The following is a 25,195-nucleotide window of genomic DNA, read 5'->3' on the forward strand; positions in this document are numbered from 1 at the left end:
ACCAGTGCGCGATGGCGCGAAAGCACTCTGCCGCCTCGTGATGCCCGCCACCACCATCGCGTGGGGCCGGGCCTGCTCATCAAGGTGGCGTATCTCCTCGACCAGCTGTGACAGACCGCGCCGGGATGGGCGCCGCGGTGCCCCGGCCTCCGTTGCCCCACACCGTTTTTCTGCCTGGCTCGTCCGCACCGGCCGCCCCAGCGGCCACGGACACCCAGCCGCGACGAGAAGCCGACGCGCGGCGATCCGGCAACTCCCGCCCCCTTGCCGAAGGCCAATGAGCAACAATTCCGCAACCCACATCACCGGCAGCCTCGTGCAGGCGGGCGCCGTCACCGGCGGCATCCACCTGCACCCCTCCGCCTCCACACCAGCGCCCGTTCCTTACCAGTTGCCGCCGCGCCGGCGGTTCGTCAACCGCACCCGCGACCTCCGCGCGTTGGAGTTGGCCTGGCAAGAGCGCGACCCGCACACCGCGTGCTGGATCGCCATCGACGGGCCCAGCGGCATCGGAAAAACCGCGCTGGCCGTGTCGTGGTTGAGCGCCTGCGCCGACCGGTGGCCCGACGGGCTGCTGTACGCCGACCTCGCCCGCACCGATGCCGACACCGCGCTGAGCGGGTGGCTGCACGCGCTGGGCGTTCCCCCGCCACGCTGCCCGCCCACCCCGACCACCGCACCGCCCACTGGCGCACACTTTCCTCCCGGCGGCGCCTGGCCGTACTCGCAGACAACACCACCCCGGCCCAGGCCCGGCTCCTGCTGCCCGCCGGACCCGGCTGCGCCGGCATCGCCACCGCCCCACACCCTCTGGCCGACCTGGTCGCCGACGGCGCCACCCGCCTCCGGCTGGGCGCACTCACCGAACACGCGGCGGAGCACCTCCTGCACGCGCTACTCGGCACCAACCACCCCGCACCCGAACACCTGCAACGGGCCGCGGCCCGCGCCTGCCGCGGCCTGCCGCTGGCCGCCTGCCTGGCCGCCGCCCACCTCACCCGCCACCCCAGCACCACACCCGACCAACTCACCCGCTCCCTGACCCAGGAGACCCCCGTGGACGACCGCCTCACCGACCTCGACACCCACCTGCCCGCCGAACAATCCCGCGCCGCCCGACTCCTGGCCCTGCACCCCGGCCCCCGCATCGGCCCCACCGCCGCCGACGCCCTCCTCCCAGGCGACCACACCCACCTCCTGCACGGCCTGGTCGAAGCCGACCTGCTGACCGACCACGGCCACCACACCTACACCGTCCACGACGCGGTCCACACCTGGCTGCACACCCGCGCCACCCGCGACCTCACCGACCACGACCGCGCCGCCGCCAGGGCCCGGCTTCTGGCGGCCTACCGCGACATGGCCACCACCGCCGACCTGGCCCTGAACCCCTGGCGGTGGCGCCTGGACACCGACCCCGCCGCCGACATCCGCACCCGCCAAGAGCACCGCGGGCCTGTCTTCGCCGACGCCCCCGCGGCCATGGCCTGGCTGGATGCCGAACAGGCCAACATCCGCGCCGTGATCCGCCTGGCCCACCACACCGGCCACCACACCGCCTGCTGGCAAACCGTCGAGCCGCTGAAGCACTACCTCACCGCACGCCGCAGCTTCTCTTTCTGGCAGGAGGCCACCCACCTCGGCCTGGAATCAGCGCAGGCGTGCGGCGCTGCGGAGGCGACCGCGTTCATGCGCATGCTCCGGGGCGAACTGGACAACGCCCGCCACGAGTTCCTCGACGCCCGCGCCCACTACCGCGCGGCCCTGACCGCCTGGCAGAACCTCGACCACGCGCACGGGATCGCTTCCTGCCGGGCCGGGCTGGGCGTGACCTACCTGGCCCTCGAAGACGACCTGGACGCGGCTGTCGACCTCCTCCAGCAGAGCGTCGCCGAACACAAGGCCCTCGGGAGCACCCGCGGCGCCGCCCTGCACACGCGCCACCTCGCCGGCGCCTACCGCAAACAGCGCCACCTTCCCGAGGCGATCGGCCTGCTCGACGAGGCGATCGGCGTGCTGGCCGAGGCCGGCGACCACTACCAACTCGGCCGGGCCCAGCGCTACCTCGCCGAGGTCCACCTCGACGCCGGCCACCCCGACCAGGCCGAGGCCGCCGCCCGCGACGCGCTCGCCTCCGCCGCACGCGCCGACACCGCCTACGAGACCGCCGGTACCCACGTGCTGCTCGCCGACATCGCCCACCACCGCGGCCACCCCGGCAGCGAACGCACCCACCTCGCCGAAGCCCTCGACATTTTCGAGCCCATCGGCGCCCCCGAGACCGCACGCATCCGGCGCCGCTTGGACGAACTCGCCGCCGGCTGACGCCATACACCGGCCGTCCACCCCCATCTCACCGATTCCTACGGCATCGACGCATCAGCTCTTTCCAGATGACAACTGCCACTGGTGTCGCCGCAGCGCTCAGCACCTTTGCGAACGTGCTCAACGGGAGCAAGGCCGCCACCGCCGTCGGCGTCTTCCCAGCATCCGCATCGACGCCCCGAAGACGCCCCTTCCTCCGACGACGGAGAGGGGCCATCCCCCGCCCGCGTGCGCCGGGAGCACATGGACACACCGTGCTTCACGTCGTTGCGGGCGGGGCCATCCCCGCGTGCGCGGGGAGCACTTGTCGCGGTGGTCACCCACATAGACGATCTCGGGACCATCCCCGCGTGCGCGGGGAGCACCTCCTCCAGTTCCGTGCTGCGCGCCCGGTCCCGGGACCATCCCCGCGTGCGCGGGGAGCACACGCCTACTGGGTGGAGCCGCCGCGCACCCTCGGGACCATCCCCGCGTGCGCGGGGAGCACTCAAGCGCGCCGGGGAATTGGGGCCCGGCGCGGGGACCATCCCTGCGTGCGCGGGGAGCACCTGTCCGACGAGATCCAGGACGGCCGCAACCGGGGAGCATCCCCGCGTGCGCGGGGAGCACGCGTCTGTGCGTGTGGTGTGCGTACGCATGGCGGGACCATCCCCGCGTGCGCGGGGAGCACGGCGGTCATTAGCTCTCCCCGTTTTCTAGCGCGGGACCATCTCCGCGTGCGCGGGGAGCACTTCGGACCGGCCGCGCGACCTTTTCGAGAACGGGGACCATCCCCGCGTGCGCGGGGAGCACGCGTCTGTGCGTGTGGTGTGCGTACGCATGGCGGGACCATCCCCGCGTGCGCGGGGAGCACTCAAGCGCGCCGGGGAATTGGGGCCCGGCGCGGGGACCATCCCTGCGTGCGCGGGGAGCACCTGTCCGAGCATGCCCGGTCGAAGATCGGATCGCCGTACGGGACCATCCCCGCGTGCGCGGGGAGCACCTCCTCCAGTTCCGTGCTGCGCGCCCGGTCCCGGGACCATCCCCGCGTGCGCGGGGAGCACACGCCTACTGGGTGGAGCCGCCGCGCACCCTCGGGACCATCCCCGCGTGCGCGGGGAGCACATCCCGCGGCGAGCACGCGGGCTTGCAACTGCGGGACCATCCCCGCGTGCGCGGGGAGCACAACAGGTGCGGACCTGTGCGCCCGAGGGCGCGGGGACCATCCCCGCGTGCGCGGGGAGCACACGGCCGAGGCGCGGTCGGTGAGCCCGGAGTGGGGACCATCCCCGCGTGCGCGGGGAGCACTGCCGCCCGGTGTCGCACAAGCAATGGCGCTGGGGACCATCCCCGCGTGCGCGGGGAGCACCGGACGGTGTCGTCGGTCTCCACGCCGGCGTCGGGACCATCCCCGCGTGCGCGGGGAGCACGGCCGCGTCCGACGGCGCCTCGTCGGCGGCGGGGGACCATCCCCGCGTGCGCGGGGAGCACATCGGACATGAGCCCGTAGGCATAAGGTTCGCGGGACCATCCCCGCGTGCGCGGGGAGCACGCCACCAGCCCCTCGCCCAGCCGTTGCGCCGCGGGACCATCCCCGCGTGCGCGGGGAGCACTGGCTGGTCGAGCGGTCCGCGGCTGAGCTGGGGGGACCATCCCCGCGTGCGCGGGGAGCACTGCGGGAGTTCTGTGTTTGTGCTGGTGGATGGGGGACCATCCCCGCGTGCGCGGGGAGCACGCACCCTCAAGCCCGGCGTGTCCGCCCTGCAAGGGACCATCCCCGCGTGCGCGGGGAGCACTACCGTTGAAAGAAGCACAACCGGGAGACGTGGGGACCATCCCCGCGTGCGCGGGGAGCACTGGTTGTTTTCCCGGTTGTCTTTGCCTTCGAGGGGACCATCCCCGCGTGCGCGGGGAGCACGCCGGTTTTGCGGTACGCGTCCGCCAAATTCCGGGACCATCCCCGCGTGCGCGGGGAGCACCCTTCGACGAGTGCGACTCCGGAGCCGGCCGCAGGACCATCCCCGCGTGCGCGGGGAGCACTGACGACATGATGGTCGACACCCTCAAACGCCGGGACCATCCCCGCGTGCGCGGGGAGCACAGCAGGTGGCCGAGCATGCGGCGGTGGGTGTGGGGACCATCCCCGCGTGCGCGGGGAGCACTCGGCTGCGGTGACGGTGGCGTTCTGGGTCGCGGGACCATCCCCGCGTGCGCGGGGAGCACATCGAAACCCTCCGCGACCACGTTCCACCGCCGGGACCATCCCCGCGTGCGCGGGGAGCACCCCGGGTCGGTCTTGATCAGCAGCAGGGCTTCGGGACCATCCCCGCGTGCGCGGGGAGCACGTCGGTTTCGATCACGGCCTGCCCGTCGGGGAGGGACCATCCCCGCGTGCGCGGGGAGCACACCCTCAGTGTCGGCGGCGAGATCGGCGCAATGGGACCATCCCCGCGTGCGCGGGGAGCACGTCTCGGTTGCAGTGTCCGAGTTCTGCCGCCAGGGACCATCCCCGCGTGCGCGGGGAGCACAAGGACGGGCGCTGGCGCTGGATCCGCGCCCGGGGACCATCCCCGCGTGCGCGGGGAGCACGACGCCCACGCATGTACGGGGACCGGCGCGGTGGGACCATCCCCGCGTGCGCGGGGAGCACACTGAATGACCTGCGCCTTTACCAGCGGCAGGGACCGTTTTCATTCACTCCTTGAAAAACCGGCAAAACACACACAATACGCATACGACTCACCGGTTCCCGAAACGGCGGCGCTTGGACGCCTTGCTCCACCCTTTCGGCGCGGCCGCCGCAGCAACTGCCGACTCTTCACTAGGGCGCCGGATCAGCGTCAGACCCTCGTGGTCGATCGGATGCCACTTATGGTCGAATGTCGCAAAGGTGAAGCCCTGCTCATTGTCCGTGCTGTAAGCCAGCAGCGCGCGGCCGTTGCCGGCATACGCCTGCACTTCAGCCCACAGGACATCGCGGATCCGCGCGGTGGGACCGCCGATGAACACGCCCGGCGAGATCTCCAGGAGCCAGCGGGTGAGAAACCCGCGGAGCCCGGCCGGGCAGTTGGTCAGCACGATGACCGTCACCAGATCACTCCGTCGGCGTAGTTGCGCCCCGATTCCACGTCGCCGCCCCGATCGATCTGCAGGCCGACCCGGTCGAAGGCGTCATCGGCGACGTCGCCGTGGGCGCCGTCCCCGGGCAGGAGGAGCCGCTGGACGTCTGCCACACAGCGGTCCAAAAACGCGGTGTCGTTGATGTGGTCGCGCAGTGCGCGGCGGGTGCGCGGGCCGACCTCTTCCGGGCTTTCGGCCGCGGTGTCGAAGGCGACCGGTATCCCGATCTCGGTCTTGTACAGGTCGGCCACATCCAGCACGAAGGAGAGCTCGTGGCCGGAGTGGACAAATCCCAGCCCGGGGACGCACCCCAGCGCGGCCACCACCGCGTGGCAGACCCCGTAGAGGCATTGGGCTGCCGCGGTCACCCCTTGGTTGAGGGGGTCTCCGGAGTCGAAGTCGCCGGGGACATAGCGCCGCCCCTTCCACTGCATCCCCACGCGTGCGGCGTCCTTGCGGTAGAACTCCTTGACCCGCTTTCCCTCTCTGCCCAGCAGTTGCTGGCGGGTCAGCCCGGCCGGGTCCTCGTCGGGAAAACGCATCCGGTACATCGCACGGGCGACTTCCAACCGCGCCACCCGGTTGGCCCAGGCCCGCGCCTGGGCCTCGGCCAGGGCGGCTGAACGGGTCAGGGCCCGCCCGCCCGCATAGAAGCGCACGCCGCGCTCCCCCACCCAGACCACGCCGGCGCCGCACTCGCCGAGCACACTCATGGCCTGGTGGGTGACCCGCGTTCCGGGCCCCAGCAGCAGGGTGCCGATCGTGGCCGAGGGGATGTGGGTGGTGCCGTCGCCGTCTTCGGCGGTGATGGCGTTGGCGTCGCGGTGCACCGTGCACCGCTCCAGGTAGACGAACGAGAGCCGGTCCTGGACCCGGGTGAGCTCGCGTGGTGTGGAGGCGGCGCGCCTGCCGGCCGTTGCCATGGGCTACCTCACCCGACCGGGGCAAGGGTCATCAGCCCGCACCCGTAGGCCTTGGCGCGTCCCAGCCCGTGGGTGAGGGTGCGGCGCAGCGCTTCGGGGTCGACGACCTCCAGGCGCCCGTCGAACGTCGCGGTGACCAGGGAGACGCGATTCTTCTTGCCGCCCTTGCCACGGTTTCCCGCCGCGGATTCCTGCGCCGGCTTGTCGAAGGAGCGGTCGCGGCGATCGTGGACCAGGAGTTCGTGTTCGTCGCCATCAGGCAGCAAACGCTGTTCGTGCGGTTTCTCCATGATCCGGAAGCCCGCGGCCTCTTGGCGCTGCAGTAGCCACTGCGCCTGGTGGCGCGGTGTGACGTGGGCGGTGACCTTGGTGGGTTCTCCGTCCTTGCGGCGGATGCTGTGCACCGGGTTGGCGGTGAGCCGAAACGCCCACGTGTCGCCCTTGGCCAACCGCGACAGGAACGGGGCGTAGTCGTAGGTCTGCCAGTTCGGCTGCTCCTGCCAGCCGGCTTGCTCCACCACGTGGGTCAGGTCGGGCCGTGCGGGGCCGACGATGTAGAGGAACACCTCGGCCTTGGCGTTGCGGTCCACGCGCCACAGCACCCGCGGGGGTTCCGGGTCGGTGGGCAGCACGTCGGGAAACGCGTTCATCACCGCGGCGTGCATGGCGCGCTGCGAGGACAGCAGGCGCCGCGCGCCGCTAAGCGCGGTGTTGATGCGGAAGCGGGTGAGATACATCAGGCGCCTCCCAGCAGGCTGGCGGGATCGTGGTCGGGCACCGCGGGGCGGCGGGCCCGGGGGTTGGCCACCTCGACCGTGTGCGTACGGACCCCGCGCAGTGCGTAGCGCCGGTGCAGCGGATCGAAGCTCAGCGGCGCATCGCGCAGGCTGTCGGCTTCGGTCGCCCCAGGGGCGGCATCCAGCAGGGTGGTGAGAGCGACGGTGGCCTCCCGTGCCCGGCGGCGCTGAAACCAGGCCGAGGCCCGCCATACCTCGGTTTCCAACGCCTCCTCCAGGCTCGCCCCGGCGCGGACGCCGATGTCGATCGGCCGCGCCGGGGGGCACGAGCGCCGCCCCAGGTAGGGCAGGAACCCGGGAGCCTGCACCGCCCGATGCAGGTCGCCGACCAGTGTGTCCTCGCCTTCGACCGCCGCGACGAAGACGGCGTCGGCCAGGTAGAACCGTTCGGAGACGGGCATGGAGGTGCCGGTGTCGAGGTGGTGGGCGGTCTGGTAGTCGCGCACGCGGGTGCCGGCTTGGTCCACACGCACACCGAACCGCAGCGCGGCCAGGTCGGACAGGTCGTCCGTACGCTCGCGCCCCTGGGCAGCGGCCAGTAACCCGAGCACGCCGCTCTTGGTGGGCGCGTTCTCGGTGGTGCGCCGCGCGAAGCGGGCTGCGGATCCCCACGCCTGCAGGGGCCCGGCCAGTTGGAGGACCAGGGTGCTCATGCCGGGGTTGCCGCGCGCTCGGCCGCGGCGCCGACGGCGGAGACCAATTCGGTCAGGGGCAGCTCGGTGCCCAGCGCGGCGAGCTTGGCGGTGTTGGGCCCCACCCGCAGCACCCACGTGTCGGCGTCACCGGCTATTCCGTAGGCCTTCTCGACATCGCCGACGTACTCGGCCAAGCGCTCACTGGCTTCGCGCACGTGTCCGCTGCCGAGCGCGACCGGTTCCTCGAAGGCACCGGCGAAGCTGACCGGGCGGCTGCGGCGCAGCTTCACGATGACCGCATCCGGCAGCGTGTGGTTGCCGAAGGTGTTGACCTTGCCGGTGGGCAGCGATTCCACGAACCCGCGCACGAAGGCCTCCACAGCGCGGCGCAGCGGCTCGGTGACCGGCTCGTCTTCGCGCAGCCCCTCCCCCAGGTTCTTGCGCAGCAGGTCGACATCCAGGGCGGCGTAGCGGTACAAGGTGGCGGAATTGAACTCGACGGTGCCGATCATGCCCGCGCCGGTCTCCTCGTCGGGATTCTCGTCGTCGACGGCGGTGTAGTAATCGGACTCGTTCTCCACCGGGTGCACGCTGATGGCGTGGGCGACCTGTGCGGCGGCGTCGACGTTGACGTCGGCGCCGTCGGCGACCATGCGGCCGAACAGGGCGATGTCGACGGAGTGGCGGGTGTCGGCGAGCTCTTTGGCCCGCTTCTTGTTGTCCTTGAGGAAGGCCTTGATGTCGGCGCGGCCTTCGACGGCGAGCTCGGCCAGGGCGTCGAGTTGGCGGGCGCTGAGGAACATCAGATAGGCGGATTCGGGGGCCGGTTCCTGCTGGCCGTTCTTCTTGGCAGCGTCGGCTTTGCGCTTGGGCACTTCGATCTTGGAGCCGGTGGCGGCCTGCACGGTCTCGGCGGCCAAGGTCCAGGCCGCGCGCTCCTCGATCGAATCGTCGATGTTCTGGATGCGCTCAGCCAGCAGTTCGGCGACCCGCTTGGTGCGCACGCCCAGCTCACTGGGATCGAGCAGGTCGTCGAAGGCCATGCGGGTGGCGCGTTTCCAGGCCTGGCTGGAGACGCGGGACCGTCGCGCGCCGCCGTAGACCGCGGTTTTCGGGGCTCCGGTGTCGTCGCGGTTGATGTTGCTGGGCGGGACGGTCTGGAGCACGTGCAGGTCCAGAATGGTGCGGCTCATGCGTTGTCCTCATCGGTCTCGGTGGGGATGTCGGTGCCGGTTGCGGGAGCCTCGGCGGGGACCGCAGCGGAGGAGGCGGCGTGGAAGCCGCGCCCCCAACTGGCGCGGACGTCGCTGCGGCCGCCCGGGTGCTGGAAGCGGTGGATCTGGTCGGCCAGCAGGCCGTAGTCGAGGGGGATAGAGTCGCGCCGCAGCAGCACGACGATCTCGCGCAGCCGGTAGGCGAGTGTGGGCAGGTCGTGGGCGGTACCTGCCTGGACGAACCTGCGGCGCACCGGCTCGTCGATGTCGCCGGGAGGCATAAGCCGGCGCACGGCTCCCCCCAGGTCGCGTCCGCGCTGGTGCATGCGCTCCTCGCGGCGCGACTGCTGGTGCACGGCGAAAAGGGTCAGGGCGATGTGGGCGGCGTTTTCGGCGAGTTGCCGCTCGTTCTCCGCCCGCTCCTTCTCCTGCTCGTCATCCGGGTTCGGCTTCAGGAGGTAGGCCGGCATGGCCTGGTAGAAGCGGTCGTCCAGGGTCAGGCCCCACAGTTCGGGGGCCTCGCCGATGGTTTTGCCCGCGCCGCGCCGCAGCTCGGCCAGGGTGGCCACAGCACCGGAGCGGTCATGGATGTAGCCGTTCTGGATCTCGCGGACGCGTTCGTCGACGAAGGCGCCCACCCACTGCAGGGGGATCGTGCGTTTGGTGTCTGTGGTGGTCACGCTCGTGCCTCGTCTGCCTGATCGTGGGTGGTGGACAAGGGAAGCTCCTGTTTCAGCGCCGCGCGGAAGCGCAGATCGGCGCCGCCGGCTGTGAGCCAGAAGGATCCGTTCTTGGCTTCGATGAGCCGACCGGTCCAGGCGGCGTCGCCCGCCTGGTCGACCAACTGCTTGCCGAGGTCGCGGATCGTTCGGTGGACCAGGTGCTGCCATTGGCCGCGTTTCGCTTCGGGATCGTCGCCAGCGCGAAGTCCGAACAGCCAGGTGCGGAAGGGGCCGTCGAGCGCGGCGAAGCCGAGATCGCGGGCGGTGGTCCGCGGGCCATCGGACTCGGCTCCGGCGGCTTGGGCGAGTCGCTGGCCCAGATCGCCCACGGCGGTCACGGCACGTTCGGCGTCGACGACCGCGTCGACGGCGGCCTGGCCGAGGTCGGCGTCGCGTTGGCGGAGTACGACCACGTGCATGGCGACGCCGTCGTCGACGATTTCGTCGATGACCGACTGCTGGGTGCCATAGACCGCACCGAACAGGCGGGGCCTGATGAGATGGGTGTCCTCTAGGAATCCTTCGTTGGCCAGCCGCGCAACCCAGTCGAGTACGCGGGGCCGCACCACCGCGGCGGCCTCCTTGCGCTGTTCGGCGTGGGGATCTTTCCCTGTGATCAGGGCCGCCAAGCTGCGCCAGGCACTGCGGGCGGGATCGTGCTCGCGCGGCAGATACACCTGGGCCAGGCTGTGCTTTTTCTCCTGGGCCGGGCTGCGCCGCCAAGCGGTCATCGGTTCGCGGTTGTGCATGTTGCGCGCCGGCAGCGGGTCGCCGTAGGCCAGCAGGACACCGTAGACCCCCTCGGTGTCGTAGCGCAGCCGCAGCCGCCGGCTCTGCCAGGTGTAGAGGTCGCGGATCCCGGTGGGGCGCGCTGCGAGGTCGCGGGCGTCGGCGGGGGCGGCACCGGCTGGGTCGCGGCGCCAGGCGGGGCGGTCATCGGCGTCGATGCGCAGGTTGTCGACATCGGCGGCGACCAGGTTGAGCAGCAGCGTCTCCTGCAGGGTGTCGCCTTCGGCGAGCACGCCGCCGAGATTTCCCGCCCACCCCACGCCTTGGGGGTAGCCCTTGCCGTTCTTGACGCGGGGGTCGCCCACCGCGCCGGACTTGATTCCGGAGGGGTCGAAGGCGTGGGCGTGGACGACCCAGCGGGCGGCTTCGGCGAAACCGAGCCGGTCGGCGCCGCGCGCCCGCATGGTGAAGAACGGATCGCCGTTGGGAACGTCGGCCACGATCCGATCGAGCGAGAAGACCTCGTCTTTGGCCGTGCGCAGGTCGGCGACCTGGAAGAACGGTGTTTGCGGGTGCAGGAGGTCGAAGCGGTCGCGGTGGCGGTCCAGGTAGGCGGCGATGCGCCCGGCGGGCAGCCCGTTCTGCCACAACTCGTCCCACGCCCCGGTGTCGCTCGGGCCCTCGACGGCGTCGTGCACGATCGCCAGAACCAGCCGCATCAGCGCGAACTCCTGGGTGGGGACGTCGCCGACGATCCGGCGCAGTGCGGCGGCCTTTTCCACGACCTCCTGCAGCGACAGCTCCTCCTCGGTGCCGTCGAGCCGCTGGACGGGGATCCACGGGCGGGTGGTCAGGTCAAAGGACGGCGGGGGGACGTCATCCGGCACGGTGCACCTCAAGACCGTCGGAGCGGCTGTAGTGGAGTTCGTAGCCTGCCAGGCGGCGCCGACAGTTCTCGTCCAAGACGAGGATCAGCTCGCCTGCGAGCCAGTGCGCCTCCTTGGTCTGCCAGGCGGGCAAGCAGTCGGCTTCAAGCTCGGTGATCGCCGTGTCGAGCGCATGGGGGTCGGAGAACTCGGGTGGCAGGCGCAGCCCGCAGGCGGCGACGATCCGGGCGAGCCGCGGAGCGGGAGCGGCGTCAACGGGCAGTTCCAGACCTCCGCGCTCGCGTCCCTTCCGGTCGGGGCCCAGCCAGGGCACCGTGGTCAGCGCGCCGTCGGCGCGCCGCTGGACGACCAGGACCTCCACGGTCTCCTTGCTGTCGCGCACCTGGGCTTTGCCGCCGCGGGTGTCGTCGGCATCGCCAACCCCGGCCTCAACCCAGCCCACCAGCGGCCGGCCGGGGCGTGCGTGCGGGTTGAGCAGGAAGTCGCCGGCCCTGCGCTGCTGCTCGGCTTGGTGGGTCTCGTGGTCGGCGCGCGCCGCCGCCAGGGTCTCGGCCCACTCTGGAGGACCGATCTCCTGGTCGCCGTAGGCGCGCTGCACCAGCGGGCTGATGTCCTCGGGCAGGCGCACCGTGCTGTCCGTCTCGGCGGTTGCCGCGAGGTAGGGCTCCAGCGCCGCGAGGGCGCGCAGCAGCGGGTAGGTCCGGTAGACCATGCGGGAACCCTGTACCGGTTGGGGCACGGCCGCGGCCCAGTCGACGCCGGTGACCAGGCAGCGGGCGGTGCGCAGCCGGAGCGGGCGCTCGCCTTGGCCTGGGCCGCGCTGGTGGCGGTGCAGGCGCCCCATGCGCTGCAACAGCAGGTCGATGGGGGCCAGGTCGCTGACCAGCAGGTCGAAGTCGACGTCCAGGGACTGCTCGACGACCTGGCTGGCGACGACGATGCGTTTCGTCGGCCGGGTTCCCCCGCGCTCGGCGACCTTCTCCGGGGGCCCGAACTCGGCGAGCAGTTTGGCGTCGTTGTCGGCGCGGTCCAGGTCGAGAAACCGTGCATGGGCCACGGCCACCTGGGCGTCGCCGAAGCGTGCGCGCAAGTGGGCGGCGGTTTCCAGCACGCGGCGGACCGTATTGCGTACCACCAGCGCGCAGCCGCCGTCTTCGAGTTCGGTCTCCAAACGATCGGCCAACCGCTCGACGTCATCGTCGAGGCTCTCCACGTGCACGTGTGTGGCGCGGCCCGAGGCTCGGGGAGCCGAAATCCGCGGCGCGCTGCCCGCAGCGACCGCCGCGATGAGCGGATACTCCTGCGCCGCCTGCACAGAGGCGGAGCAGTCGGGCTCGGCAGCGTCGGTGTCGCCTCCGGCATAGGCCCGGGCGAGTTCGCGGCGCCGCCCGGCCGGCAGGGTGGCCGAGAGCACCACCACCGGCACACCGTAGGCGCCCAGCCACTCCAGCACCCGGTCGAGGTAGGCATTCATATATGTGTCGTAGGCGTGGGCCTCGTCGATCACCACGACCTTGCCCGCCAAAGCAAGGTGGCGCAGCGCCAGGTGCCGGCTCTTGAGCCCGGCGAACAGCAGTTGGTCGATGGTGCCCACGGCGAAGGACGACAGCATTCCCTTTTTGCGTCCGCGCAGCCAGTGGTGGGCGACGAGTTCGGCCGAGGCAGCCCGGGTATCGGCGCGGTGGGCCCAGGCGCCTTCTCCGCCGTCGGAGGCGATACCGGCCAGCGAGCGGCGCCCGGCCCGCATCAGGTCGGCGAAGTCCTCGTTGAGCGCCGCCTTGGAGTGGGCGAGGAACACCGAGTGCGCCCCGGTCTCCACACGGGCGTCGGGTAGGTGGTCCAGCCAGTCGAGCAGGCGGGGGAACATGGCGTTGCCGGTGGCCATGGTGGGCAGCGCGATGAAGCAGCCGCCGGCGCCGGAACGGGCGGCGAAGATCTCCGCGGCGGCGAGCGCGGCCTCGGTCTTGCCCTCCCCCATGGGCGCCTCGATCACCATCAATCCCGGTGCGGCCATGTCCCGGGCCATGGTCACCACGGCCTCCTGCACCGGGCGGACGCGAGCGCCGGCGGGCAGGTCGAAGCGGGCGGCGAAGAGCTCGTCCGGTTCGGTCTTTGGTTTGACCGCGGACCAGGGGCGCGGCAGGTCGAGGCCTTGCCACGCCGCTGTGATGCGCTCGGGGTCGCTGCTGCGCTCACTCGGGAAGTAGGGGAACAACTCGGGGTTGCTGGCGATCCAGTCGGCCATGATCACCAGGCCGGCCAGCAGCACCTGCACCGGCTGCGGCAGTTTCATACCCGCCCAGTGGGAAAGGCGGTCCTGGACACTGCAGGCCTGGGCGGCGGCGTCGAGGAGCTCGTGTTGGACACTGCGCCAGGCGTTCTCGCTGCCGCGGGTACGCAGCAGCGACCGGTGCCGCGCCAACTCGGCGATATCGGACTGCGTCGGAGCAATGCCGTGGTGACCGCCGACGATGACCGACAGTTGGAGGGTGGCCGGTTTGCGCCACCCGTGGTGCTCCACAAGCCATTCTTGGAGCAGCAACTGACCGGCGAGCCCGTGCGGGGCGAGCTTGCGGTCGGGCATCTGCTTCTGCAGCCGCATGTCCAGGCCTTGGGCACGCATGCGGTCGGCGAGCCCCTCTACCTGGCAGGCGAAGGCCGGCGTCGCCTTCCCGATGTCGTGCACGGCGGCCAACCACACAGCGAGCCGCCGGGCGTCGTCGGGGCCGCCGGGCACAACGGCGGACACCAGCCGACGCACCCGGTCGGGAACCCATTCGTCCCACAACCGCTCAGCGACAGCGGCGCTGTCGGCCATGTGCCGCCACAACGGCAGCCACCCCTCGGAATCGAAGTCGTGCTTGGCCCACGCACTCCACGCGGCCACCGACATGCCATCGGGCCAGGGGCGGGGGGCGCCCTCGAAGTTCATGTGGGGATTCAACCGCACGGGACCTCCGCAAGGCAGGCAGATCGGAAAATTCGGCGCTCCGAGAGTCCAGAAATCGGGGCCGGAGGATGCGCGTCCAGATCAAGGCTCGGGGTGAAGAGCAGCCGATCAGCCACTTCTACAGCGACGACTGCGTCTACGTTGGTCTCGTCAGCGACGTGGGCGGCCGCCTCGACCTGAGGCATCTCAGGTACACCCAGCGCCCGCCCGACAACCCCAGGCCCTCCATACTCGATGGTATGCGGCAGCGTCGACTCCACTTGGAGTGCAAGTACGACTACCCGTCGTCGGAGAAGTTCTTCGACTCGCAGGTCATGTGACGCAGGGCGGGGCGTACGGGAGGAGTGCCCACCGCGTCGCCCTGCGGGCCGACATTGGCTCACCGGGTGTGTGATCAGCACAGACGCGCTGCACGCCCGTTCGCCACAAAGCAGAGGAATCCCCCTGCGCCGCTGAGTTCGGGATGGGACTATTCCCGTATGCCCGGACAGCACTTCGTTAATAGCCCGGTGTCGCGGAGAGGAACGGTGCTTCCTCGGGTCCGCTTGCCCGCACGCAAGGAGGATGCTCTGATGCCGGATCCGTGCGGCGAAGCGCACTCGGCGGCAGATTGGGACGTGTTCATTAGTTTCACGCGCGCGGACGGGCGCGCGGAGATCACCGATCGGCTCCACCGAGAGTTGCAACAGTGTGGTCTTCGCGTCTTCAGGGACGAGCGCATCAGTTTCGGCGACGGGATCACCGAAGGGCTCGTAAGCGAACTCGCACGCAGCAAGTTGTTCCTCGCGGTGTTCTCGACCGAGTACCCGCGGCGCCCAGCCTGCCAGTGGGAGCTGACGTCGGCGTTCCTCGCGGCGCAGCGGCGCCGCGGATCCGCGGCCGCCCGGATTCGCGTCGTAAACCCTGAGCCCGATACCTCCGAGCACATCGAACTCGTCCAGGTGCAGGACACAAAGCTCCACCCCGTCCCCGGTAGCCGACGAGAGTGGCGGGAGTTTGCGGCGAGCATCAAAAGAGCCGCCGACCGGTTCACCACTCCCTTGGGGCCGCCGCCGCGCAAGCGTCCGAAGGTCTTGCCCGTCGAACCCGCCGGGAACCGGTCCTTCGTCGGCCGCCTCCCGGAACTGTGGCGCGTCCACTCCGCGCTGACGGACGAATCCTTTCCCGCCATGCGCGATTCGGCCGGCCGCCGCCCCTGCGCCCTCGTCACCGGTACGGGCGGGGTCGGAAAGACCGCATTGGCCGAGCGCTACATCGAACTCTTCGGCCCCTTCTATCCCGGTGGCGTGTACTGGTTGCAATTGAACGAGAGCACGGGCGCACCCGGCGGGCGACGACGGGATGTGCCCGCCCGTTTCCGCACCGAACTCTCGTCCGTCGCCGTTGCCATGGGCCATGACGTCGAAGGGCTCGACCACGCCTCGATCCGTCAGCTGGTGGCTCGAACCTTGGAACGGGCCCCAGGCGACGTGCTCTGGGTGGTCGACGACGTGCCGGAGGGAGCCGCGGTCGACGATGTCCGCGAACTGCTGGCACCGGCAGCGTGCGGCCGCACGCTGATCACCACCCGGGACCGGCGGCACATCGGTTTCGGCACGGAGATCGCAGTCGGGGCCATGGCCCGTGACGATGCCGAGTCGCTCCTGGCAGGGCGCCGCCGCCCCGGAGACGCCGAGGAGCGGGAGCAGATGCGGGCGCTCATCGACGAACTGGGCGGGCACGCGCAGGCCTTGCAGGTCGTCGCCCGTGCGATGGGGCGCGGTGCGTCGGCCTCATACGCCGAATACCGGAACGACTTGCGCGATCCCCGGTGGCTCTCGTTCCTCCCCGCCGAGCGGCTTCGGGATGTTCTGCCCAGCGCGGCTTCACCGGACGTCGCGAAGGTGCTGCTGCGGGCCGTCGCCTCCCTGTCGCCGACGGCCAGGGAGGTGCTGCTGATCGCCTCACTGCTCGCGCCGGCCCCGATACCGATGGGTTATGTGCGGTCATGCCTTTCCCGGCTCTGCGAGACCTCCTTCTCACACCCCGGTGAGCCAGTGGCCGAAGCGCTGCACGATCTCGACATGACCTCCCTCGCCTCGACGGGAGACCGACTGCGAGTACACGCCCTCGTCGCACGCGCCATAGAGGCCGACGACGCCGACCGCTACGCCGCCGAAAAACCGCGCCGCCTCAGCGTCCTCACCGAGGAGTTGCACGCCCTGCTCTCGAAGCCGTCGACCGCGGCTACCGAGCGGGCGCAGTTGATCACCCACGCCCGCCACCTAACAGAGGTCGAGGCGCACAGCCGGGCCCACGCCGCCCTGCTGGGAGCCATTGCAGATGTGGACGACGCGAACGGGGACCATGTGTTGGCTCTGCGGTACCGCGAACGCCAGGTGCAAGCCCACGCCGAGTTCTTCGCGCCGCGCCATCCGCAGCGCCTCCGGGGGCGGGTCGCCTTGGCGTCCACGTTAGAGGCGGTCGGCCGGTTCGAGGACGCGCGGCGGGCCTGCGAGGAGGTCTTGCGAGAACGCGAGGGCGCCACCGGCCCGGAGCACGTGCTCGCCCGCCACCGGATCGCCACGGTCGTGTCCCGTCTCGGGGATCCCTTCTCGGCGGCCAATGTCACCCGTGAGACGGTCGACTACTTCCGGGAGCGGGGGGACTACCCGGTTCTTCCCCTGGTCACGGAGCGTGCGCGGGTGCTGCTGGCCGCCGGCGAACTCGCCAAGGCGCAGCGAGTCATCGACGCGGGTCTCCGGGACCATGGGGACGGAACCGACGAACTCCACCTATTAGAGGCACGCACGGTCCGGGTCGCGGTGCGCACCGCCCAAGGCCACGTGATCGAGTCCCGGAGCAAGGCGAAGAACGTCGTCGAGCGGTTCGGGGAACTCGGTTATGAACGCCATCCGTCGCTACTCGATGCGCTGACCGCCCAGGCGATCGCGCTTGTCATCACCGACTGGCCGCCATTTGGGAACAAGCCCTTGGAGCAGGAGGCCATCACGCTCCTCACGCGGGTTCACGGAGTGCGGGCGGAGTCTCTGGGCGCGGACAACCCGCTCACCCTCGCCTCCGCCGCGGTACTCGGCAGGACCTTGGTGCGCGGAGGATCGCGGGAACAGGGGCTGCCGATCCTGGATGCCACGGAGCGTCGAGTGCAGCCGCTCCTGGGCGCCCGCCATCCCGTACTCCTCGAAGCGCGGCACTGGCTGGCCCAAGGGCTGCTGGAGGACAACCAATACCATCGAGCGCGCCGGGTTTTCGAGGAAGTCTACGAGGCCCGCCGCCGGATCCTCGGCCCCGCCCATGTCGCGACGGTGGAGACGCAATGCCGACTCGCCGTGGCGTTGGCAGCCGACGGGGCTCCCGCGCAGGCTCTGCGCATGGCGACTGAGGCGCAGCGCCGGACCGTCGTCTCCGACTACCGGCTGCGCTTGGAACTCCCCTTGGAAGCACTGTTCACGCAGTTCATGAGCACTGCCGGGGCACCTCTGCCGTGGGCTTACACCAAGCTCAACCCACTGTTGGACCCAGCGCGGTGGCCGACGCGGAGCGGAGAGGACGGCGGGTACGAGCAGGATTAGTCGGCAACGTCAACGAGGAGCCACGCTGCCTCCGAGGCGGCGCTCCACATCGTCGGCCTCCCGGGCACGGAGCCTGCGGTACAGCGCGAGCGCCTCGGCCCAGTGGGACTCGGCGCTTGCGATGTCGCCTCCCGCCCATGCCGCCCTTCCCTCACCGTCGCGGGCCCGCGCCTGCTCGAATACGCTGCGGCAGGCGCCGGCACGCTCGGCGGCCTCGGCGAAGTCGTGAGCGGCGGCCGCGTGGTCTCCCGCCTGCTCACGGACCTCCCCGAGACAGTTGTAGGTCATCGCCGTGTCCAACGCTTCGCCGAGCCCGGTGAACAGCGCCAGAGCTTCCTGCAGATGCGTCTCCGCAGCGTCGAACCTGTTGAGCGCCGCCTCGTCCAGGGCGAGTCCGCGCAGGGTGATGCCGACGTTGCGGTCCGAACCAAGCGACCTGTACGTCTCCAGTGCACGCGTGTTGAGGTGGTGCGACCGGACGTACTCGCCGCGGTAGTGGTGGATCCAGGCGAGGTTGGCGATGGAGGTCGTCCGCCCGTGCGGCTCGCCCAGTTCCTCGAATATCTCCAGGGCCGCCCGGTAGTGCTCGGCAGCTGTGTCGAGGTCACCACTCTCGATGCGGGCGAGTCCCAGGTTGTTGGCCGTCATACCCTCGGCCTGCCGGTCGTCGAGGCGTCGCGTCGCTTCGAGGGCCGCCTGATGGGTCGCCAGCCACAGGTCCCATTCCTTCACGAGAAAGAAGTACCCCTTGAGGGTGTAGGCCAGCCGCCAGAGGCGGTCGTCCAGGACGGGGTCCGGAGGGGAGTCGCGGCATAGCGCCGCCATGTTGCCCGCTTCGGCAGAGATCCAGGCCAACGCCTCGCCGCGGCTCTCAACGGGTGCCGCGTCCGGCGCCGACGCGCGGGGAATCGGGATCCGGTAGCGATACGGGTTCAGAACGCGGTCGGCGGCATCGGCCCGGGCAAGGTAGAAGTCCCAGATCCGCAGGGTGGCAGCCTGCCGCTCGTCGTCGTCCTCGTTCTCGTTCAGCAACTCGCGGGCGTAGGCACGCAGCAGGTCGTGCATTCCGTACCGGCCTGCGCCCGCCGCTTCGAACAAGTGAAGCCGCAGGAGCGCGCTCAATGCCTCGTCTACGACCGACTGCTCGGCCTGGGCAAGGGCCGCCAGCGCATTCTCGGTGAAGGTGGAGCCGGGGAGCAGGCCGGAAAGCCGGAAAAGGCGCCGGGCGGAGTCCGGAAGGGCACGGTAGGACCAGGAAAAGGCGGCGCGGAGGGCGGCGTCGGGTTCGTCCGGTTCCGCGAGGTCTAGCCGCGCGCGTTCGTCTTCCAGCGCGTCGACTGTGCGCTGGATGTCCCAGCCCGGATGGGCCAGCATGAAGTCCGCCGCCAAGCGAAGGGCGAGGGGAAGACCGGCGCACTGGCCCACCAGCCGCGCGGCGGGGTCGCCGGACGCGGCGGGACCGACAGTCCTTTGGAGGAGTTCGACACCTTCGTCCCTACTCAGAAGGCCGAGCTGCACCACGGCCGAGCCGTAACGAGAGGCTAACCCGGGCAGATCTTTGCGGGCGGTGACGAGGACGGCCGACGCGGAGCTTCCTGGCAACAGGGGGCGGATGTGCCGCTCCGAGGGCGCGTTATCGAGAACGACGAGCAGGCGCCGGCCGCCGAGCAGACTCCGGAAAAGCGCGGCCCGCTCATCGGTTCCGGAAGGGATCTCATCGGCAGGGACACCCAGCGACCGGAGAAACCGGGACAGGACGCCGCCCGCAGTCGGCGGCCCTCCTTCGGATCCGTAAGCGTGGAGGTCGACGTAGAGTTGACCATCCGGGAAGTTCTCCGTGAGGGCGTGCGCGACGTGGAGCGCGAGAGCGGTCTTCCCGACTCCCGCACCGCCGAACACCGCTGCCAGCGCCCCGCCGTGGCCTCGGCCGCCATTCACGAGCGCGTCGGAGAGGGCGGAGCGCTCCGCCCTGCGGCCGGAAAATCCGTGCGGGGCCGGCGGCAGCTCACCCGGAATCTTCACGAGAGGTCCCGCGCCGGCGTAGACATTCCCATAGACGCTGCCGACCTGCACCACTGTGCCCGCATCGCCGCTGAGTGTGTTTGCCGTCCAATGCTGCGGGCCGGACCCAGTCTGGTTGCTCCCCATCCGTCTCTCCCCTCGCCCCCACGCGGCTCCGCCCGCGGGATCCTATTGGCGGCGTTCCAGCCGAACAGATGGTGGCGTCCGCTTCAGTCGGCCGACGTGCCTTCGCCCCCATTTCAGGAACCCGGTGGGCGGTATCCGTCAGCCACCCCCAGGCGGTCGAGAAGCTCTTGCATCAGTTGCTCGAACATCGGCTCCTGATCCTCTATCAGAGGAGCGAAGTGCTCGAACGCCTCCAGGGCGACGGCGCCGTAGATGGACCGCCAGCAGGAAAGGAATACCACGAGCGCTCCGAGGGGAAGCTCCACGCCCGTCGCTGCACGATAATCGGCAATTTGCTGGCGGAGCTGCGGATCGAGGTCGTCGTCCGCGGCGACGGGGAATGGGCGCTTAGCCCACAGAGTGACAAAGAGCGGCCCCCAGACCGCCGCGAGACCACGTACCCAACCTCCCGTCATCTCCGTATGCGCGTCGCCGATCGCGGCGGTCGGCGTACCGAACAGCAGGTGGAACTCCTGCCGATGCCGGAGCGACCAACGACGCAGGGTGCGGCACGGGGCAACGAGGCGGGCTGCCATATCATGCTCCGGCTGGGCATCCACCGACGCCTGCAACTTCGAGTACAACTCCTCGGCTATGTCATTGCCGACTTCGACCACGATTTCGGGCAGTCCCGAGAAGTGCCGGTACAGCGCCGCGGGCGTGACTTCGACCCGGCGGGCGATAGCTGCCAGTGTCAGCGCCTCGACGCCGTCTTCGCTGATGATCGCACGCGCAGCTCGCCGCACATCCTCGGACAACTGTTGACGCAGTCGCTCGCGTCTGCCCCCCACACTCAGACTCCTTGTCACTGGCCGCAGGCATACCGCACGCCTCTCGAAGCGGACTACGCCCGCCGGGGCGCGCTGGTCCGGAGTCTATAGCCATACCGCAGGGGGATGCCCCGGGACGTTTCGGGTGCTCGGTTGGCCGGCAGCCGACGACAACCTCACCCGAACTCGTTGGGAAAACGGCGCCCGCTGCGACTCAGCGCGATACCTTCACACGGCACCGCTGCCGCTCCCGGAGGCAGGTCCGCTCGATCGCCGCGTGACAGTCGGCGCTCGCCTGCCGGGGAGCCGTCCCGTTTGCGCGAGACGACGGCAGTGCCGTTCGCACTGGTATCGGTCACGGTCAGGCAGCGCCCGTCGAAGGACAGTCGGCAATGGGATCGACTCAACCGCCCCAGCACGTGATCGGGCGCCCATTCGGCGAGGGAGTACCCCGGAGTGTCGGGAGATCGGCCGATATTGACCGAATCGTCCTTCAAAAGGATGAAGCGTTCGCACACGGTCCCATTGACACGTACCTTCACTTGAACAAAGGGCGGGCGCGGACCTGCGTCCGCAAGCACATCGCCATGGAATGGGCAGCGCACCTGCCCTTTCACAACCTGTGGCAACTGCTGTCCTGGACGTCCTTCGCCGATGAAGGGACAGGGGTTCCGGGGACAGCGCCAGAGGCGGTCGAGGATGTCGAGCCGCGGCTTCCGTGAACTCCGTTCAAGTAGACCCCGCCCATTCATCAGGTCCTTCTCCGCGTACAAGGATTGGCGCCAGGATCCGACCGTGCCCATGGCCACAGGGCGCAGTCGCACAGTCCCGCCGTCGCGTACCCACTCGAGGAAGCGGTCGACCGTGCCGTCGATCCAGGGGTGGGTGTCGCGGTGGCCGCGGAAGCGGTCGCGGCTGATCACAGGCAGGCCTGTGGTCTCGGCCAATTCAAGGATCCGCGAGTCGGCTTCGGGCTGCTCGTCCAGGAGGCCCTGATCCCGCCAGCGCAACAGGACTCGCCGCTCAGAATCCGACATACAGCCACGTTTCAATACAGAACTATCGCACACTAGGTAAACCTGCATCGCAGGGTCACCACAGTCTTCCGCCGCCGCTTCGAGAACGAGTCGCAAGCGCGCAAGAGACGTGCGCGCACCACCGAGATCCTTGTTCCTGACGATGTTCGCCGTGTCGATGATGTAGTCGGCCATCAGGGGGTCCCGGCTGAGCCAGTGGTCCATCGTCTACTCCACACCCGAGCTTCACAAATGTAAATTACTTAGTTATTATTCTTTACCAGACTGGCTGTCAGCAAGTTGCGGAGCATACAAGTGGCGAACCCGGACTGGACCCCTCTGTCTCCATTACGGCCGCCATCCGGCGTCGGCACCGACGAGAGACGTCAGGCGGACCAGTGGGCTTCCCGGGACCACCCGCCCCCGCGCAACGAGCACAAGCCGGATGCCGCCAAGGACGCTGCCCTTTCTGTCGCTCCGGCGCCGCCGCCGGAGGCAGCCGCCGAACTGCTGCGGCCGGGTGAGGTCGTTTGGGCCAAGCTCGACGGCGACGACGCCGTACTCGGCTCCGGTGTGCACCTGCAGATACCGGAAGGCCCCTTGGACCGCTTCACAGGCTGGCGCCGCGTCGAGATCCTCGATCCCGCGGCGTTGACAGCGCGCGCGGTCCCCATTCCCGCGTTTCCCCTGACCGTGAACGCGGCCGACGATCCCGCCGATCTGCACCGACCGCCCCCCGCCCCCGCTCCGGGTGCAGCACCCCTGCGTGCGCCTGCGTTCCCTGTCGGAGCTGGGTGGACTTGGTGGCCCGTCGTCGCGGCTGCGGCGGCCGCCGCCCTGGTCGCGGCACTCGTCGTCATCCTGGCCATCGCGTTCGTGGGCTGACAAACCGACCGACGCCGACTCGACCCCCGAGAGGTCCCGTGAGCACCTACGCAATAGAGACCAGTGCCGACCGCGCCCTCGTGACCGGAGGCGACGACTTCGTCGCCGTCTTCGGTCCCACACCGTTGGAGCACCGGCTTCATTCCGCCGCACCGGCGGAGTTCGCGCTGCTATTGGACGCAAGCCAGTCCATGCTCCACAGCGTGTCCCCGGGATCGGCCGCCACCCGATGGGAGTTGGCCCGGCGAGCCGCCGTCGAATTCGCGGGGGAACTCCAGGCGGAGTCGCCCGTGCACGTGTTCGTGTTCGCCCACCGCGCACAGCATGTCAGCAGCGATCAGGCGGAAGGGGCGCGTTCGTCGCTTCCAGGGCGACTGCACAGCGACCCGCGACTGTACAACGGGAACGGGACCAACATCGAAGCAGCCCTTCGGCAGGGATATGCGGCTCTGGAGCGCTCATCCAGCCCCTCGCGCCGACTGGTCCTACTGTCCGACGGGGAGCCCAACGTCGGCTTGACCGGCCCTTCGCACCTGGCCGGGCTCGCCGGAGAGGCGGCCCGCAAGGGGGTCTACACCGACACCGTCGGCATCGGCGCTGGCGCCAACATCGAGTTGCTGTCCGCGCTCTCGGCCACGGGTGGCGACTTCGACCACGTGGCGAGTTCGGAACGCGCCGCCGTCGAACTGGGTACCGCACTGAGCCGGATGGCCGCCTGGGGCCGCGGGGCCGTGGCCACCGGAGGGGAGATTAAATGCGAAGTGCACCCGGAGTTCGCCATCGAGGGTGTGTACCAACTCCATCCCAAGAGGCGCCGGCTCGACGCCCATGTGTCCGGCAACCGGCTCGCATGCCCGCTCGGGGCGGTCGGGACAGGCGAGGATCGACCGCTGTTCGCTCTGCGTATCCGGGCTCCGTACGCGTCCGCGCCCGCTCCGGTTACGGTGGTACGGCTGCGCGGCCGCCTGGCTCTGCACAGCGGTGACACTGAGCTTGCGGCTGCGAACCTGACCGTGCAACCGGTCGAGCACGACGACACCTCCTATGACGGCGCGCTTCACCGCGATGTGGCCGCCATCGACGTCGAGGAGGCGGTGAGCGCCGAACTGCGGACGAGTTCACCCGGCCGGTTCGCCGAGATCTATCGGTCCGCCTGCCGGCGCGCAGGCGACGCCGGGCTCTCCGACCTCGCCGCCCAGTACGCCGCTTCGCTGGACGCGCTGAGCGGCGGACAACACCCGAACGACGTGCGGAACTCCCAGCACGCTACTTCGGCGCGCAGTGAAACGGTTCCACAGGATGTCCTGCGCCGACGGCCCACTGTCGAGGCGCACCCGCACCAACGCGACGACGCGGTCCAGCATCCCGAGGACGAATGGGACGATGACGGCGAGTCCCGCGAGGCGGCGCCGCAGGCTCCGCGGCCATCCCCGATTCGGCCCTTGCGTGCCCAGGTCGACCTGGCGGCGCCCACAGAGCCTGGGCAGTGAGGGGATATCGATGAGTGCTGTCGTCGCCGTCCTGGATGCGGCCAATATCGCCGTCTATGCCAAGGGGCGGGCGCGCTTCTCCCGCGTCGCCCAGGTTCGAGAGCTCTGCCGCGCGCGGTGGCCGCAGGGAGACGTCCACGCCTACATCGACGCAGACGTGCGCTACCGCGTGGAAGACCCCGAGCGGCTCACCCGCGCGCTGAACGAGAGGTGGGTCGAGGTTTCCGCAGGGGACGCCGATGACGACGTCCTCGCCCACGCCCAGCGCGTAGGAGCCGTCGTCGTCAGCAACGACAAATTCGCGGACGCGCGCAATGAGCACCCGTGGCTGCAGGACACGGAGCACACGCGAGTCTTCGGTGCCAGCTGGCTGCGCGGCACACCGCGTCTTCGGCCCGTCACCCTCACCTCCCTCACCGCCGAACAGCGCGAGCGGGCACTGCGCCACAAGAGGTTCAAGACGGGCGAGCACAGCGCCGCCGATGGCCGGGCCTTCCGCTGTCGGGCGCCGCGCGAGGACTGCGCGTACGCCGGCACCGTGGTGGAGCACTGGTCCATCCGCTGGTACCAGGGTGAGGCGTTCCATGCCTGCAATCATCCGGTGGAGGAGGTCGGCCACCGGGTCGCCGAACCGATTGCCCCCGCCGACCCGACTCTGTCGGTCATGCACGGGCACCGCTTCCAGCACAGTGTGCAGATCGGCACGGCGCCGGTGGTGTTCGGCCGCGGCGGGGGGGACATCAACACGGTCGCGGGCCTCCCCGAGGAACAGCGCCGATCGATCAGCCGCCGCCACATCGAGTTCGCGGCCGACGACGACGGGCAGGTCCTCGCCACCCACCGCTCCCGAACCAGCGCGAGCTTCCTCAATCCCGCTTTCGGCACCGATGGACTACCCGAGAACAACCTGCTGCGCGACGAGGAAGAGTACCTACTGAGCCCGGGCGACGTCGTCGTGCTCGGCCGCGACGCAGTACGCATACGCGTGGAATGA

17 protein-coding genes and 1 CRISPR repeat array are annotated in these 25,195 nt (G+C 70.1%); of the genes, 6 read left to right on the plus strand and 11 right to left on the minus strand.

Annotated features, from left to right (window positions below; genetic code table 11):
• The first annotated feature begins 621 nt into the window (after positions 1-621).
• On the plus strand, positions 622-2,325 hold the full coding sequence (locus ACYVD5_RS12295) for a hypothetical protein (RefSeq protein WP_461001125.1): 1,704 nt from the start codon (positions 622-624) through the stop codon (positions 2,323-2,325).
• Between the two features lie 275 nt (positions 2,326-2,600).
• Positions 2,601-4,954: direct repeats of the CRISPR family, unit length 29 nt; unit sequence GGGACCATCCCCGCGTGCGCGGGGAGCAC.
• 89 nt (positions 4,955-5,043) lie between these two features.
• On the opposite strand, the gene cas2e is transcribed toward ACYVD5_RS12295, so the two are convergent.
• The 8 genes from cas2e to cas3 are packed head-to-tail and all read right to left on the minus strand — an operon-like array spanning position 5,044 to position 14,263.
• A complete protein-coding gene (gene cas2e, locus ACYVD5_RS12300) occupies positions 5,044-5,394 on the minus strand; it encodes a type I-E CRISPR-associated endoribonuclease Cas2e (RefSeq protein ID WP_461001126.1) in 351 nt (116 codons plus the stop codon).
• Positions 5,391-6,347 carry a type I-E CRISPR-associated endonuclease Cas1e gene (gene cas1e / locus ACYVD5_RS12305; RefSeq protein ID WP_461001127.1) on the minus strand — a complete coding sequence of 319 codons (957 nt, stop codon included), beginning with the start codon at positions 6,345-6,347 and terminating at the stop codon, positions 5,391-5,393. Before cas1e ends, cas2e begins: the two co-directional genes overlap by 4 nt.
• 8 nt (positions 6,348-6,355) lie before the next feature.
• A complete protein-coding gene (gene cas6e, locus ACYVD5_RS12310; RefSeq protein ID WP_461001128.1) occupies positions 6,356-7,084 on the minus strand; it encodes a type I-E CRISPR-associated protein Cas6/Cse3/CasE in 729 nt (242 codons plus the stop codon).
• The gene (gene cas5e, locus ACYVD5_RS12315) at positions 7,084-7,797 is read right to left on the minus strand and encodes a type I-E CRISPR-associated protein Cas5/CasD (protein ID WP_461001129.1); all 714 of its coding nucleotides are present in this window, start codon (positions 7,795-7,797) and stop codon (positions 7,084-7,086) included. Before cas5e ends, cas6e begins: the two co-directional genes overlap by 1 nt.
• Positions 7,794-8,972, minus strand: a complete 1,179-nt coding sequence (gene cas7e / locus ACYVD5_RS12320; protein WP_461001130.1) for a type I-E CRISPR-associated protein Cas7/Cse4/CasC — start codon at positions 8,970-8,972, stop codon at positions 7,794-7,796. The genes cas5e and cas7e overlap by 4 nt, the downstream gene beginning before the upstream one ends.
• On the minus strand, positions 8,969-9,673 hold the full coding sequence (gene casB / locus ACYVD5_RS12325) for a type I-E CRISPR-associated protein Cse2/CasB (protein WP_461001131.1): 705 nt from the start codon (positions 9,671-9,673) through the stop codon (positions 8,969-8,971). The genes cas7e and casB overlap by 4 nt, the downstream gene beginning before the upstream one ends.
• Complete coding sequence (gene casA, locus ACYVD5_RS12330; RefSeq protein ID WP_461001132.1) at positions 9,670-11,331, minus strand: type I-E CRISPR-associated protein Cse1/CasA; 1,662 nt, start codon at positions 11,329-11,331, stop codon at positions 9,670-9,672. The genes casB and casA overlap by 4 nt, the downstream gene beginning before the upstream one ends.
• Complete coding sequence (cas3, locus tag ACYVD5_RS12335; protein ID WP_461001133.1) at positions 11,321-14,263, minus strand: CRISPR-associated helicase Cas3'; 2,943 nt, start codon at positions 14,261-14,263, stop codon at positions 11,321-11,323. Before cas3 ends, casA begins: the two co-directional genes overlap by 11 nt.
• An 86-nt stretch (positions 14,264-14,349) precedes the next feature.
• Between cas3 and ACYVD5_RS12340 the strand changes: the two genes are divergently transcribed.
• Positions 14,350-14,601: a hypothetical protein gene (locus tag ACYVD5_RS12340; protein ID WP_461001134.1), complete on the plus strand. Its 252-nt coding sequence runs from the start codon at positions 14,350-14,352 to the stop codon at positions 14,599-14,601.
• A gap of 159 nt (positions 14,602-14,760) precedes the next feature.
• Positions 14,761-17,853 (plus strand): tetratricopeptide repeat protein, encoded by a 3,093-nt coding sequence (locus tag ACYVD5_RS12345; RefSeq protein WP_461001135.1) that lies wholly within the window; start codon positions 14,761-14,763, stop codon positions 17,851-17,853.
• A gap of 9 nt (positions 17,854-17,862) precedes the next feature.
• Here the strand turns inward: ACYVD5_RS12345 and ACYVD5_RS12350 are convergent, their stop codons facing one another.
• From ACYVD5_RS12350 to ACYVD5_RS12360, 3 genes are all read right to left on the minus strand, one after another.
• Entirely contained in the window at positions 17,863-20,001 is a 2,139-nt protein-coding gene (locus ACYVD5_RS12350) for a tetratricopeptide repeat protein (RefSeq protein ID WP_461001136.1), read from the minus strand.
• Between the two features lie 113 nt (positions 20,002-20,114).
• Entirely contained in the window at positions 20,115-20,831 is a 717-nt protein-coding gene (locus ACYVD5_RS12355) for a TetR/AcrR family transcriptional regulator (protein ID WP_461001137.1), read from the minus strand.
• A gap of 155 nt (positions 20,832-20,986) precedes the next feature.
• Positions 20,987-22,051 carry an FHA domain-containing protein gene (locus tag ACYVD5_RS12360; protein ID WP_461001138.1) on the minus strand — a complete coding sequence of 355 codons (1,065 nt, stop codon included), beginning with the start codon at positions 22,049-22,051 and terminating at the stop codon, positions 20,987-20,989.
• Between the two features lie 90 nt (positions 22,052-22,141).
• On the opposite strand from ACYVD5_RS12360, the gene ACYVD5_RS12365 reads away from it, so the two are divergent.
• The 3 genes from ACYVD5_RS12365 to ACYVD5_RS12375 are packed head-to-tail and all read left to right on the plus strand — an operon-like array spanning position 22,142 to position 25,195.
• Complete coding sequence (locus ACYVD5_RS12365) at positions 22,142-22,711, plus strand: hypothetical protein (RefSeq protein WP_461001139.1); 570 nt, start codon at positions 22,142-22,144, stop codon at positions 22,709-22,711.
• Between the two features lie 38 nt (positions 22,712-22,749).
• Positions 22,750-24,201, plus strand: a complete 1,452-nt coding sequence (locus ACYVD5_RS12370; protein ID WP_461001140.1) for a vWA domain-containing protein — start codon at positions 22,750-22,752, stop codon at positions 24,199-24,201.
• A 10-nt stretch (positions 24,202-24,211) separates the two neighbouring features.
• Positions 24,212-25,195 (plus strand): NYN domain-containing protein, encoded by a 984-nt coding sequence (locus tag ACYVD5_RS12375; RefSeq protein WP_461001141.1) that lies wholly within the window; start codon positions 24,212-24,214, stop codon positions 25,193-25,195.

It is taken from the genome of Streptomonospora sediminis, from assembly GCF_054778995.1.